This is a genomic window from Frankia sp. Hr75.2, assembly GCF_949319125.1.
Taxonomy (GTDB): domain Bacteria; phylum Actinomycetota; class Actinomycetes; order Frankiales; family Frankiaceae; genus Parafrankia; species Parafrankia soli.
The window spans coordinates 172,537-185,331 of sequence record NZ_CASGGV010000310.1 but is presented as its reverse complement, the minus strand read 5'-3'; the positions used below and the strand labels follow the sequence as shown (position 1 = coordinate 185,331).

The following is a 12,795-nucleotide window of genomic DNA, read 5'->3' as shown; positions in this document are numbered from 1 at the left end:
GCCGCTACCTGCCCGTTCAACCGGAGTTGCCGGTGACCTTCTCGTAGAGGCGGGCGGTACGCTCGGCCACCGCGGGCCAGCCGAACTCGGCGACGGCACGGTCCCGCCCCGCGCGGCCCATGGCGGCGGCGCGCCCGGGGTCGGCGAGCACCTCGTTGATCGCGGCTGCCAACGCCGCGGGGTCGTCCGGTGGCACGAGCAGGCCCGTCTCTCCGGACGCGACGACCTCGGGGATGCCGCCGACCCGGGAGGCGACCACGGCCGTACCGCAGGCCATCGCCTCCAGGTTGACGATGCCCAGCGGCTCGTAGACGGACGGGCAGACGAACACCGTCGCGTGCGACAGGATCTGGATCACCTCGGGCTTGGCGAGCATGCCGGACAGCCAGACCACGCCGTCGCGGCTGGCGCGCAGGCCGTCCACCAGCCCGGTGACCTCGGCGAGCTGCTCGGGGGTGTCCGGAGCGCCGGCGCAGAGCACGAGCTGCGCGGACGGGTCGAGCCGGGCCGCGGCCCGCAGCAGCACGGGCAGCCCCTTCTGCCGGGTTATGCGCCCGACGAAGACCACCGACGGGCGATCCGGGTCCACGCCGTACCGCTCGAGGACGTCGGTGCGGTTGTCCGGGGTGTACTCGTCGGTGTCGATGCCGTTGCGGATGACATGCACGCGCCCGGGGTCGACCTCGGGGTAGGCGTCGAGGATGTCGGCGCGCATGCCCTCGCTGACCGCCACCACGGCCGCCGCGGCGGAGATCGCCACCCGCTCACACCACGACGACAGCCGGTAGCCCCCGCCGAGCTGCTCGGCCTTCCACGGTCGGCGCGGCTCGAGCGAGTGCGCGGTCATCACGTGCGGGATGCCCTGCACGAGGGACGTCAGATGCCCGGCGAGGTTGGTGTACCAGGTGTGGGAGTGCACGACGTCGGCACCGCCGGCACGGTCCACCGCCGCCGCCATCGACAGGTCCATCGAGGCGATCCGCAGGGCGTCGTTCGCCCCATCGAGCGCCGGCCAGGGCCGGTGCGCCTCGACCGCGGCCGTGCTGGCTGCGCCGGCGGTGCCTGGAGATGGGCGCGGGTCGCCTTCGCAGTGCACGGTCAGGTCGACCAGCCGCGCCAGCTCCCGCGCGAGGTACTCGACGTGCACCCCGGCGCCGCCGTAGACATCCGGCGGGTACTCACGTGTGAACAGCGCGACCCGCATCCGTTCCTCGGCCCTTCGCTCGGTTCCGCCCTGGTCCGCTGGAGCGGATCAGTCCGCTATCGTGACGCCCTTGCCGACCACGGTGACTCCGGCCTCGCTGACCTGGTAGCCGCGGGCGCGGTCGTGGTCCTTGTCCACCCCGACGGTCGCGCCCGGGGGGACGACCACGTTCTTGTCGAGGATGGCGTCACGGACCACGGCGCGCCGTCCGATGACGGAGTTGTCCATCACGACGGCGTTCTCGACGACCGACCACGAGTTCACCCGGACCCCCGGGGACAGCACGGAGCGGCGCACCGCGCCACCGGAGATGATCACACCGTTGCTGACGATGCTGTCGGTGGCGACGCCGACCCGGCCCGGCGTGTCGTGCACGAACTTCGCCGGGGGGATGGACGGCGGGACGTTGGTGTAGATCGGCCAGTCCCGGTTGTAGAGGTTGAAGACCGGGTCGAGCGCGCACAGGTCCATGTGCGCGTCGAAGTAGGAGTCCAGGGTGCCGACATCCCGCCAGTAGCCGTGGTCGCGCTCGAGCGCCCCGGGCACCTGGTTGGCGGCGAAGTCGTAGACGGCGGCCGTGCCCTGCTCGACCAGCATCGGGACGATGCTGCCGCCCATGTCGTGGACGCTCTCCGGGTCGGCGGCGTCGGCGCGCAGGGCGTCGATGAGCACGTCGGTGGTGAACACGTAGTTGCCCATCGACGCGAAGATCTCGTCGGGGCTGCCCGGCAGTCCCGGGGGGTCGGCCGGCTTCTCCAGGAACTCCGCGATGGTGACCCCGTCATCCGCGGTGCGGATCACCCCGAACGCGCTGCCCTCCGACCGGGGGACGCGCAGCCCCGCCACCGTGACCCCGGCGCCGGTCTCCAGATGCTGGGCGACCATCTGGCGCGGGTCCATCCGGTAGACGTGGTCGGCGCCGAAGACCACGACCACGTCGGGGGCCTCGTCGTGGACGAGGTTGAGGGACTGGTGGATGGCGTCCGCGCTGCCGGCGAACCACTGCGGGCCGAGGCGCTGTTGGGCGGGCACCGGCGTCACGTAGTTGCCGAGCAGGTTGCTCATCCGCCAGGTGGTCGTGATGTGCCGGTCGAGGCTGTGGCTCTTGTACTGGGTCAGCACGGCGATCCGCAGGTAGCCGCCGTTGACCAGGTTCGACAGGACGAAGTCGACCAGGCGGTAGATCCCGCCGAACGGCACCGCGGGTTTCGCGCGGTCGGCGGTCAGCGGAGCCAGGCGCTTTCCCGCGCCACCCGCCAAGACAAGACCCAGCACCCGCGGGCTGCGCATACTTCGGCCCGGCTCCCCGTGATCGACCCGAATCCGGGACGGATCCGCCCCGACACAGACCGGATGACCACACCCGAACATGTGCCCAGGCTGTGTGCATTCCGGTCATCTCGGAGCCTACAAGGGACCACTGGGGTCAGTGGCTGCACGTCAAAGAGTTAGCCACGAGGTAAGAAAACGGTCAGGTCACGCTACGACGCTACGGCGACCCAGGGTGCCGCCCCGGGCCGCCGCTCCGTACTAATCAGGTACAGATCAGACGTTGAACCCGAGAGCGCGCAGCTGCTCCCGGCCCTCGTCGGTGATCTTGTCCGGGCCCCACGGCGGCATCCAGACCCAGTTGATCGTGACGTCGTTGACCAGGTTGTCCGGCCCGTCGACGAGTGCCGAGCGGGTCTGGTCCTCGATGACGTCGGTCAACGGGCAGGCCGCCGAGGTCAGCGTCATGTCGAGGGTGACCGTGTTGTCGTCCGCGATGTTGATGCCGTACACCAGGCCGAGGTCGACGACGTTGATCCCGAGCTCGGGGTCGACGACGTCGCGCATGGCCTCCTCGACGTCGTCGAACGATGCCTTCTCCACGACGACAGCCCTCTCGGTGACCCGCGCCGGCTCGGTGGGGGTGGCGGTCTCGCTCATGGTCACTTCTCCTGCTCGGGGACGAGGGCGGTGGCCTGCGCGGTGGCGTCCTTCCAGGCCATCCAGGACAGCAGTGCGCACTTCACCCGGGCCGGGTACTTGGAGACGCCCGCGAACGCGACCGCGTCCTCGAGCACCTCCTCGTCGCCCTCCTGGGTGCCGCGGGACTGCATCAGCGCCAGGAACTCACGCTCGAGCTCGAGCGCGTCCGCCACCGACTTCCCGATCACCAGGTCGGCCATCACGCTGGCCGAGGCCTGACTGATCGAGCAGCCCTCGCTCTCGTAGGACACGTCCGCGACGACACCGTCGGCGACCTTGACCCGCAGGGTCACCTCGTCGCCACAGGTCGGGTTGACGTGGTGCACCTCGGCGTCGAACGGGTCACGCAGGCCGCGGTGATGCGGGTTGCGATAGTGGTCCAGGATGATCTCCTGGTACATGGAGTCGAGCTTCACCTCAGGAAGAACCTCCTGACCTGCCCGAGACCTTCCACCAACGCGTCGACGTCGGCGGTGTTCGTGTACAGGTGGAACGAGGCCCGGGTGGTCGCCGGCACGCCGTAGCGCAGGCAGACCGGGCGGGCGCAGTGGTGGCCGACCCGCACCGCGACGCCCTGCTCGTCCAGGATCTGGCCGACGTCGTGCGGGTGCAGTGGGCGGTCCTCGGAGTCGCGCAGGGCGAACGAGATCGCCCCGCCGCGGCCCTCGGCGGTCGGCGGTCCGATGATCCGCAGGCCCGGGACGCCCGCGAGCGCGTCGAGCGCGTACGCGGTGATCTCGTGCTCGTGCGCGGCGACCGCGTCCATGCCGAGGCCGGTGAGGTAGTCCACCGCGGCGCCGAGGCCGATCGCCTGGGAGATCATCGGGGTGCCCGCCTCGAAGCGGTGCGGCGCAGCGGCGTAGGTCGAGGCCTCCATGGTGACGACCTCGATCATCTCTCCACCACCGAGGAACGGAGGCATCACCTCGAGCAGCTCGCGCCGCCCCCACAGCACGCCGATGCCGGTGGGCCCGCACATCTTGTGCCCGGTGAAGGCGAGGAAGTCCACCCCGAGGTCGACGACGTCGATCGGCATGTGCGGCACCGACTGGGAGCCGTCGAGCACGGTGAGCGCCCCGACCTCACGAGCCCGGGCGACGATCGTCGCGACCGGGTTGACCGTGCCGAGGATGTTCGACTGGTGCACGAAGGAGACGATCTTCGCCCGGTCGGTGATGACCTCGTCGAGGTGTGCCAGGTCGAGCCGGCCGTCCTCGGTGAGACCGATCCAGCGCAGGGTGGCGCCGGTGCGCGCGCACAGCATCTGCCAGGGCACCAGGTTGGAGTGGTGCTCCATCTCGGTGATGACGACCTCGTCGCCCGGCCCGAGCCGGAACCGCTCCGCTTCCGGACCGCCCGTGACGGCGTTGCTCATCGCGTAGGCGACGAGGTTCAGCGCCTCCGAGGAGTTCTTCGTGAACACGATCTCGCGCCGGTCGGGCGCGCCGACGAACGCCGCGATCTTGTCCCGGGACTCCTCGTAGAGGGCCGTGGCCTCCTCGGCGAGCACGTGGATACCGCGGTGCACGTTGGCGTTGTGCCGCTCGTAGTAGGTCCGCTCGGCGTCGAGGACGGCCAGCGGCTTCTGCGACGTCGCGGCGCTGTCGAGGTAGACCAGCGGCAGGCCGTCGTGCACCGTGCGGGCGAGGATCGGGAAGTCGCGACGGACCCGCTCGACGTCGAACCCGGCGCCGGCGTGCGCGCCGACTCCCGCCGCGCGTGTCTCGACGACGGTCATGAGACCGCCGCCGCCGGCTCCACGCCCTTGACGTACCGGTCGTAGCCGGAATCCTCCAGGGTCGCCGCGAGCTCGGGACCGCCCTCGTCCACGATCCGCCCGCCCGCCATGACGTGCACGAACTCGGGCTTCACGTAGCGCAGGATGCGGGTGTAGTGGGTGATGAGCAGGATGCCCGTCTCCCCCTTGGCCCGCACCGCCTCGATGCCGGCGGAGACGATGCGCAGCGCGTCGACGTCCAGGCCGGAGTCGGTCTCGTCGAGAATGGCGACCTTCGGCGCGAGCAGCGTCATCTGCAGGATCTCGTGGCGCTTCTTCTCACCGCCGGAGAAGCCCTCGTTGACGCTGCGCTCGGCGAACGCCGGGTCCATCTCCAGTCCGGCCATCGCCTGCTTGACCTCCTTGACCCAGGTGCGCAGCTTCGGCGCCTCGCCACGCACCGCCGTCGCCGACGAGCGCAGGAAGTTCGACACCGAGACGCCGGGCACCTCGACCGGGTACTGCATCGCCAGGAAGATCCCGGCCCGCGCGCGGGCGTCCACGGACATGGCGAGGACGTCCTCGCCGTCGAGGGTGACGGTGCCCTCGGTGACCGTGTACTTGGGGTGGCCGGCGATGGAGTAGGAGAGCGTGGACTTGCCGGAGCCGTTCGGCCCCATGATCGCGTGGGTCTCGCCCTTGCGGACGGTGAGGTCGACCCCGCGCAGGATCTCGCGCGGGCCCTCCGTGTCGGTGTCCACCGACACGTGCAAGTTGCGGATCTCGAGAACAGACACCGCGGTCGTCACCCTCGCTTCGGGTTCGTGTGAAGGTCGACGAGGACGTCGTCGCCGTCGATGGTCACTGGGTATGTGGGCACCGGGTCGATCGCCGGCAGGCTCGTCGGCTGGCCGGTGGCGAGGTCGAACTGGGAGCCGTGCAGCCAGCACTCGATGAGGCCGTTCTCTACTTCGCCCTCGGAGAGCTGCACGTCGGCGTGCGAGCACTCGTCGCGCACCGCGTACAGCCGGCCGCCGGAGCGGACGACGCAGATTGGCTCGCCGTCGATCTCGACGCCGAGCGCGGCCTCGTCGCCGAGGTCGGCGGCGGCGCAGGCGCGCCGCCAGTGCGTGTCGGTCGTGCTGGTCATACGCCCACCGCCGCCAGCTCCTCCTCGACCCGGCTCATGACGCGCTCGCGCAGCTCGGGGAGGTCGATCCGGTCGACGATCTCGGCGAAGAAACCGCGGACCACCAGGCGACGGGCCTCGTCGGCGGGGATGCCGCGCGACATCAGGTAGAACAGCGCCTCGTCGTCGAAGCGGCCGGTCGCGCTGGCGTGGCCGGCGCCGACGACCTCCCCGGTGAGGATCTCCAGGTTGGGCACCGAGTCGGCGCGCGCGCCGTCGGTGAGCACCAGGTTGCGGTTCAGCTCGTAGGTGTCGGTGCCGACGGCGTCGGCACCGATCACGACGTCGCCGATCCACACCGCATGCGCGCCCTCGCCCTGCAGCGCGCCCTTGTAGGTGACCCGGCTGCGGCAGGACCGCGCCTCGTGGGTGACCAGCAGGCGGTGCTCCTGGTGCTGGCCCGCCTCGGTGAAGAACAGGCCGTAGAGCTCTGCGTCACCACCGGGGCCGCGGTAGTCCACGGTCGGGTTCAGCCGGACGAGGTCGCCGCCGAGGGTGATGGTGAACGAGCGAAGCCGCGCGTCGCGGCCCACCGAGTAGGCGTGCGCGCCCAGGTGGACGGAGTCTTCCGCCCAGTCCTGGACGGTGACGAACGTCAGCGCCGCGCCGTGGCCGATGAACACCTCGACGTTGCCGGCGAAGGTGGCGCTGCCGGTGTGGTCGAGGACGACCGTGGCCGTGGCGAACGGGCCGAGCTCGACGAGCACGTGCTCGTAGCAGACGCCGCCGTCGCCCCGCAGGCTCACGACCACCGGTTCGGTGAGCCCGGCCTCGGCCGGGATGGTGACGGACAGGCCGCCGTCCGAACGGGCCATGGCGAACGCCGCCGGGCGGTCCGCCGGGGTGAGCACGCGCCCGATCCGGGAGTCGGTCGGGGCGAGCCGCTCGATCTCGACGCCGTCCGGCGCGGAGACCGAGACGTCGACCTTGGAGTCGGCGACGGGGCCGTTGAGCAGGCCGCGCAGGCGGCGCAGCGGGGTGAACCGCCACGCCTCCTCGCGACCGCCAGGTACTGCGTGGTCCTCGGGGTCACGGGACCGAACGGGACGCGGAGCCGCGCCGGCCTGGGCCGGGGGGCGTCCCGTGGCATCGATGACGGCCATCAGCCGACTGCGCCTTCCATCTGGAGCTCGATGAGCCGGTTGAGTTCGAGGGCGTACTCCATGGGCAGCTCGCGGGCGACCGGCTCGATGAAGCCGCGCACCACCATGGCCATCGCCTCGTCCTCGGACAGACCTCTGCTCATCAGGTAGAAGAGCTGGTCCTCGCCGACCTTGGAGACGCTGGCCTCGTGCCCGATGGAGGCGTCGTCCTCGCGGACGTCGACATAGGGGTAGGTGTCGGAGCGGCTGACCGCGTCGACCAGCAGCGCGTCACACTTCACCGTCGACCGCGAGGCGTGCGAGCCCTCGTTGATCTGGACCAGGCCACGGTACGAGGTCCGGCCGCCGCCGCGGGCCACGGACTTCGAGACAATCTTGGACGAGGTGCGCGGCGCCGCGTGCACCATCTTGGCGCCGGCGTCCTGGTGCTGGCCCTCACCTGCGAAGGCGATCGAGAGGACCTCGCCGTGGGCCTGCTCGCCGAGCAGCCACACCGCCGGGTACTTCATCGTCACCTTGGAGCCGATGTTGCCGTCGATCCACTCCATGGTGGCGCCCTCGTGGCAGGCGGCCCGCTTCGTGACCAGGTTGTAGACGTTGTTCGACCAGTTCTGGATGGTCGTGTACCGGCAGCGGGCGTTCTTCTTCACGACGATCTCGACGACCGCGGAGTGCAGCGAGTCCGACGAGTAGACCGGCGCGGTGCAGCCCTCGACGTAGTGGACGTAGGCGCCCTCGTCCACGATGATCAGGGTGCGCTCGAACTGGCCCATGTTCTCGGTGTTGATCCGGAAGTAGGCCTGCAGCGGGATCTCGACCTGCACGCCCGGCGGGACGTAGATGAACGAGCCACCCGACCACACCGAGGTGTTCAGCGCGGCGAACTTGTTGTCGCCGACCGGGATCACCGAGCCGAAGTACTCCTGGAAGATCTCCGGGTGCTCGCGCAGCCCCGAGTCGGTGTCCAGGAAGATGACGCCCTGCTCCTCGAGGTCCTCACGGATCTTGTGGTAGACGACCTCCGACTCGTACTGGGCCGCGACGCCGGAGATCAGCCGCTGCTTCTCCGCCTCCGGGATGCCGAGCCGGTCGTAGGTGGCCCGGATCTCCTCCGGCAGGTCCGCCCACTCCTCGGCCTGCTTCTCCGTCGACCTGACGAAGTACTTGATGTTGTCGAAATGGATGCCGGACAGGTCCGCGCCCCAGGTCGGCATGGGCTTGCGCTCGAAGAGCTTCAGGCCCTTCAGCCGCAGGTCGGTCATCCAGGACGGCTCGTTCTTCTTCGCCGAGATGCTACGTACGACCGCCTCGGAGAGGCCACGTTCCACGTCGACGGCATAGGCGTCCGCATCCGCCCAGCCGAACCGGTAGGAGCCAAGGCCCTCAAGGGCGGTCTCGGCAGAGGTGGTCATAGAGAACCTTCCGGAAAGGTGGATGGTTGTGATGTCTGCCCGGACGGGGTCCTGTCGGGCGCCGCGCCCGCTGGCCCGGAGGCCCCCGACGGCGAGAGCACCGTGATCGACTCCACCGGGATCACCGGTATGTGTGTGGTGCAGACGCCGTCGCCGTGGGCGATCGTGGCCAGGCGCTGCACGTGCGTGTCGAGGAGCCGCGCCAACATCGCCGTCTCGGCCTCGCACAACGCGGGGAAGCGCTCGGCCACGTGCTGCACCGGGCAGTGGTGCTGGCAGATCTGGGTACCGCTCGGCAGCTCGGAGACGCTGGCCGTGTACCCGGCCTGGGTCATGGCCGCGGCGATCGCCTCCGGGCGCTCCGCCGGCGGCACGGCGACGACCTCGTCGCGGATCCGCCGTTCCAGATCGACCCCGCGTACCCGGGCGAACTCGGCCACCGCGTCGGGGCCGCAGGCGTCCGCGAGGAACAGCAGCGCGCCGGCGGCCAGGTCGGAGTAGGCCGTGGGGCCGGCCTGGTGCCCGGCCTCGGTGAGGGTGTAGCGCCGGGCCGGCCGGCCCCGCCCGCGCCGGCCGTGGACCACGGTCGATGTGGTCGTTATGGTGCCGTCCGAGGTCATGGCGTCGAGATGCCGGCGGACGGCCGCCGGCGACAGCCCGAGCTCGTGCGAGAGGTCCGCAGCCGTCGACGGGCCGCGTTCGAGCAGGAGCCGCACGAGGCGATCCCGGGTGCGACCGTCGGTCGCGCCCGTGGACACCTCCTGCTCGCTTTTCACAACACCAGTGTGCCCTATTTCCAGGACGTGGTCGAACCGAGGCGGCCGTCGCCCACCTGACGGGCCCGTGATCTCCTTCATAGGGTCGGGTCACCGACAGAAGTCGGGTCTGCCAGGTCACATGCGACCGCTTCGGACATACCCGATCGGACCCCTCCCACAGGCGGATGGGACACTTCGCCCGGCGCGCGCGGAACATCACCCGGGCGCGGCTGCGGGCTCCTGTCCGCCCTGACCGGAGCGGTCCGGGCAGCACGGCCGGAGCCTGCGCGGACCTCACCATGGTCCCCACCGGACATCCCGGCGACCGGAGACGGCCCGGGGCGGCACGGGAGGCGACGGAGAGATGCGGACGGTTCGCGGCGGCACCGCACATCCCGGCGGGATCCTCGATCCGGGCACCACCATCGATCCACGCGGCGCCGCGCACCCGACGGCCGCACGCCGACCGGCGCGGCGGGTCGCGGCCCTGCTGCTGGCCGGCGCCGTGCTGGCGCTCACCGCCTGCACCGGCGGCTCCGACACGAACGGCCTGGAGGACGCCTCGCCGGCCGAGATCGGCACGAGGTCGGTCGAGGCGCTGCGCACGGCGCAGAGCGTGCGCGTCGTCGGGACGGTCCAGGACCCGTCGGCGGACGGGACGACCAACTACGACCTGGTGATGTCCGGGTCGTCGTCCCGGGGCACCGTCACCTCCGGCTCGATCGTCACCGAGGTCGTGAAGATCGCGGACGACACCTACGCCCGCGGCAGCAAGGAGTACTACGAGTCGATCGGCGAGGGTGCCGCCGCCGAGCTGCTCGCCGACCGCTGGGTCCGGCTCTCCGACGACGCCGCGGGCCAGTACCGCTACTTCACCATCGACGGCTTCGCCCTCTCGATCGGCGAGTACGTGTCCGCGCTGGACGGCGACGTGAGCACCGAGAAGATCAACGGCAAGCCGGCCGTCGAGGTGGGTAGCAAGGTCGGGACGCGCCTGTGGGCCGCCAACACCGGCGACGCCGTGCCGCTGCGCCTGGAGCTGCTGGGCGGCGACGAGGGCAAGATGGAGTTCTCCGAGTACGGATCAAAGGTCGCGATCGCCGCACCGGCCAACGCCGTCGACCTCGCCTCGCTGGCCTGACGGCTCTGCTGGCCCGACGGCTCTGCTGGCCTGACGGAGGCGGGCGGCCCACGTAGGGGGGACCCGACGATGCTGGTGGCCGCTGTTGATCAGGGCACGACAGGGACCACGGTCTGCCTGCTCGACGAGGAGGCCGCGGTCGTCGGCCGCGGCTACCGCGCGGTCGGCACGTCCTTCCCCCGCCCGGGCTGGGTGGAGCAGGACCCGGCGGAGCTGCTGCGCGGCGTCGTCGACACCGTCGCCGCCGCGCTGGCCGACGCCGGGCGGGCCCCGTCCGACCTGGCAGCGGTGGGGATCACCAACCAGCGCGAGACCACGGTGCTCTGGGAACGCCGCACCGGACGTCCACTGCACCCCGCCGTGGTCTGGCAGGACCGGCGCACGGCGGATGTCTGCGAACGGCTGGCCGCGGCCGGCCATGGGCCGCGGGTCCAGGAGCGCACCGGCCTGGTGCTCGACCCCTATTTCTCCGGGACGAAGGCCGCCTGGGTGCTCGACCACGTCGACGGGGCCCGCCGGGCGGCCGCGGCCGGCGAGGTCGCGTTCGGCACCGTCGACTCCTGGCTCGTCTGGGGCCTGACCGGCGGGCGGGCGCACATCACCGATGTCACCAACGCCTCCCGCACGATGCTGTTCGACCTGGCGGACGGCGCCTGGTCGGCCGAGATGTGCGACCTGCTGGACGTCCCGGCCGAGCTGCTCGCCGAGGTGGTGCCGAGCTCCCGGGTGTACGCCGAGACCGACCCGGAGGTGTTCCTCGGGGTCCGGGTGCCGATCGCCGCGGTCGTCGGCGACCAGCAGGCCGCCCTGTTCGCGCAGGCGTGCTTCGAGCCCGGCCAGGCCAAGAACACCTACGGCACCGGCTCGTTCGTCCTGGTCAACACCGGGGCGACGCTCCCGGCACCGCAGTCGTCGCTGCTGCGCACTGTCGCGTTCGGGCTCGACGGCGAGTCGCTCACCTACGCGCTGGAGGGGGCGATTCTCTCCACCGGCTCCGCGGTGCAGTGGCTGCGTGACGGGCTGGGCGTCATCTCCGACGCCGAGCAGACCGCGGCGCTGGCCGCCTCGCTGGACGGCAACGACGGGGTGTACTTCGTCCCCGCGCTCGCCGGGCTCGGCGCGCCGCACTGGGATCCGCGCGCCCGCGGCACGCTGGTCGGCCTCACCCGGGCGACCGGCCGGGCGCACCTGGCCCGCGCGGTGCTCGAGGGCATCGCCTACCAGACCAGGGACGTCGTCGAGGAGATGGCCGCGGGCGCCGGGGTGACGGTGACCCAGCTGCGGGCGGACGGCGGCGCCGCGCGCAACCCGTGGCTGATGCAGTTCCAGGCCGACATCCTCGGGGTCGAGGTGGACGTCCCGGAGAACATCGAGACCACGGCGCTGGGGTCGGGCTACCTGGCCGGGCTGGCGACCGGTGTCTACGCCGGGCGCGACGAGCTGGACGCCCGACGACGCACCGCGGCGCGGTACCAGCCGGCCATGGGCGAAGACCAGCGAGCCGAGCTTTACGGGCAGTGGCTGCGCGCCGTCGAGCGCTCACGGGACTGGGATCGCGGCTGACCTGGTTGTTTGCGCGTTTTCCGCGACGAGAAACCGACATGTCCCACATCTGGACAACGATTGAAGCCCACTTAGAGACAACAAAGGCTCGCGGCTGATTGGGAAAACTGCCTGCCGCCGTCCGCGATACCTGCCAACCTGTTCTGCGGGGGCGGTTGGCGTCTCCTGCCGCACCTGACCCCCCGGACGGAGACCGTGACCGACGCGGACTACGCCCTGGAACTCGGCCGCCGCCTCCGGGCGGCCCGCAACCGCCGCGGGCTGTCCCTGCTCGACGTCCAGGAACGCACCGGCGGGCGCTGGACCGCCGGAACCCTCGGTGCCTACGAACGTGGCAGCCGGACCCTGCGGGTGCACCGTCTCGTCGAGCTCGCCGAGCTGTACGACGTCCCCGCGACCCTGCTGGTGCCGCCGCCGGTCGAACGACGAGAGACCGACGACCTGCCGCCGCTGGTGATCGACCTGCGCCGCCTGCGCAAGCTGCCCCCGACCCGGACGGGCCCGCTGCGCCGGTGGATCGCGATCGTGCAGGTGCTGCGCTCCGACAGCTCTCGGGACGTGCTGCGCCTGCGCCGCTCCGACCTCCAGTCGCTGTCCCGGCTGTACAGCACGACACCCGCCGTCCTCTACGAACGGCTCGGTGCCTGGGGCACGCTGGTCGAGGCCGGCGAGCCGGTACCGGCCGGCGGCCGGCGCCGGGCGGCCACGGTCCGCCCGACACAACCCCGCCGATAACG

General features: G+C 71.2%; 13 protein-coding genes. 3 read left to right on the top strand and 10 right to left on the bottom strand.

Annotation, left to right across the window (positions count from 1 at the left end):
- Window positions 1–16: 16 nt before the first annotated feature.
- From glgA to AC559T_RS27065, 10 genes are all read right to left on the bottom strand, one after another.
- Window positions 17–1,204 carry a glycogen synthase gene (glgA, locus tag AC559T_RS27110; protein WP_498870508.1) on the bottom strand — a complete coding sequence of 396 codons (1,188 nt, stop codon included), beginning with the start codon at window positions 1,202–1,204 and terminating at the stop codon, window positions 17–19.
- A 48-nt stretch (window positions 1,205–1,252) separates the two neighbouring features.
- Window positions 1,253–2,494, bottom strand: a complete 1,242-nt coding sequence (gene glgC / locus AC559T_RS27105) for a glucose-1-phosphate adenylyltransferase (protein ID WP_112107453.1) — start codon at window positions 2,492–2,494, stop codon at window positions 1,253–1,255.
- Window positions 2,495–2,749: 255 nt separating this feature from the next.
- Entirely contained in the window at window positions 2,750–3,133 is a 384-nt protein-coding gene (locus AC559T_RS27100) for a metal-sulfur cluster assembly factor (RefSeq protein ID WP_071065491.1), read from the bottom strand.
- A gap of 2 nt (window positions 3,134–3,135) precedes the next feature.
- Window positions 3,136–3,591 (bottom strand): Fe-S cluster assembly sulfur transfer protein SufU, encoded by a 456-nt coding sequence (gene sufU / locus AC559T_RS27095; RefSeq protein WP_071065492.1) that lies wholly within the window; start codon window positions 3,589–3,591, stop codon window positions 3,136–3,138.
- On the bottom strand, window positions 3,588–4,913 hold the full coding sequence (locus AC559T_RS27090) for a cysteine desulfurase (protein ID WP_112107450.1): 1,326 nt from the start codon (window positions 4,911–4,913) through the stop codon (window positions 3,588–3,590). The genes sufU and AC559T_RS27090 overlap by 4 nt, the downstream gene beginning before the upstream one ends.
- Window positions 4,910–5,689, bottom strand: coding sequence for a Fe-S cluster assembly ATPase SufC (sufC, locus tag AC559T_RS27085; RefSeq protein WP_198541413.1), 780 nt, complete (start codon window positions 5,687–5,689; stop codon window positions 4,910–4,912). The genes AC559T_RS27090 and sufC overlap by 4 nt, the downstream gene beginning before the upstream one ends.
- Before the next feature lie 8 nt (window positions 5,690–5,697).
- Window positions 5,698–6,042 (bottom strand): non-heme iron oxygenase ferredoxin subunit, encoded by a 345-nt coding sequence (locus tag AC559T_RS27080; protein ID WP_071065495.1) that lies wholly within the window; start codon window positions 6,040–6,042, stop codon window positions 5,698–5,700.
- Window positions 6,039–7,184: a Fe-S cluster assembly protein SufD gene (sufD, locus tag AC559T_RS27075; RefSeq protein ID WP_498870507.1), complete on the bottom strand. Its 1,146-nt coding sequence runs from the start codon at window positions 7,182–7,184 to the stop codon at window positions 6,039–6,041. Before sufD ends, AC559T_RS27080 begins: the two co-directional genes overlap by 4 nt.
- Entirely contained in the window at window positions 7,184–8,596 is a 1,413-nt protein-coding gene (gene sufB / locus AC559T_RS27070) for a Fe-S cluster assembly protein SufB (RefSeq protein WP_248828519.1), read from the bottom strand. Before sufB ends, sufD begins: the two co-directional genes overlap by 1 nt.
- Entirely contained in the window at window positions 8,593–9,372 is a 780-nt protein-coding gene (locus AC559T_RS27065; RefSeq protein ID WP_071065498.1) for a helix-turn-helix transcriptional regulator, read from the bottom strand. Before AC559T_RS27065 ends, sufB begins: the two co-directional genes overlap by 4 nt.
- 346 nt (window positions 9,373–9,718) lie before the next feature.
- Between AC559T_RS27065 and AC559T_RS27060 the strand changes: the two genes are divergently transcribed.
- The 3 genes from AC559T_RS27060 to AC559T_RS27050 all read left to right on the top strand — a co-directional run bounded on the left by AC559T_RS27060 (window position 9,719) and on the right by AC559T_RS27050 (window position 12,793).
- Window positions 9,719–10,495: a hypothetical protein gene (locus AC559T_RS27060; protein WP_071065499.1), complete on the top strand. Its 777-nt coding sequence runs from the start codon at window positions 9,719–9,721 to the stop codon at window positions 10,493–10,495.
- A gap of 69 nt (window positions 10,496–10,564) precedes the next feature.
- Window positions 10,565–12,058: a glycerol kinase GlpK gene (glpK, locus tag AC559T_RS27055; RefSeq protein ID WP_112107448.1), complete on the top strand. Its 1,494-nt coding sequence runs from the start codon at window positions 10,565–10,567 to the stop codon at window positions 12,056–12,058.
- Window positions 12,059–12,253: 195 nt separating this feature from the next.
- Window positions 12,254–12,793 carry a transcriptional regulator gene (locus AC559T_RS27050; RefSeq protein WP_071065501.1) on the top strand — a complete coding sequence of 180 codons (540 nt, stop codon included), beginning with the start codon at window positions 12,254–12,256 and terminating at the stop codon, window positions 12,791–12,793.
- Window positions 12,794–12,795 lie beyond the last annotated feature (2 nt).

Bases quoted from the DNA above. Each gene is read 5' to 3' on its own strand.
- glgC (WP_112107453.1), bottom strand. From the start codon at position 2,494: ATGCGCAGCCCGCGGGTGCTGGGTCTTGTCTTGGCGGGTGGCGCGGGA.
- glpK (WP_112107448.1), top strand. From the start codon at position 10,565: ATGCTGGTGGCCGCTGTTGATCAGGGCACGACAGGGACCACGGTCTGC.
- AC559T_RS27100 (WP_071065491.1), bottom strand. From the start codon at position 3,133: ATGAGCGAGACCGCCACCCCCACCGAGCCGGCGCGGGTCACCGAGAGG.
- AC559T_RS27080 (WP_071065495.1), bottom strand. From the start codon at position 6,042: ATGACCAGCACGACCGACACGCACTGGCGGCGCGCCTGCGCCGCCGCC.
- glgA (WP_498870508.1), bottom strand. From the start codon at position 1,204: ATGCGGGTCGCGCTGTTCACACGTGAGTACCCGCCGGATGTCTACGGC.
- AC559T_RS27090 (WP_112107450.1), bottom strand. From the start codon at position 4,913: ATGACCGTCGTCGAGACACGCGCGGCGGGAGTCGGCGCGCACGCCGGC.
- sufD (WP_498870507.1), bottom strand. From the start codon at position 7,184: ATGGCCGTCATCGATGCCACGGGACGCCCCCCGGCCCAGGCCGGCGCG.
- sufB (WP_248828519.1), bottom strand. From the start codon at position 8,596: ATGACCACCTCTGCCGAGACCGCCCTTGAGGGCCTTGGCTCCTACCGG.
- AC559T_RS27060 (WP_071065499.1), top strand. From the start codon at position 9,719: ATGCGGACGGTTCGCGGCGGCACCGCACATCCCGGCGGGATCCTCGAT.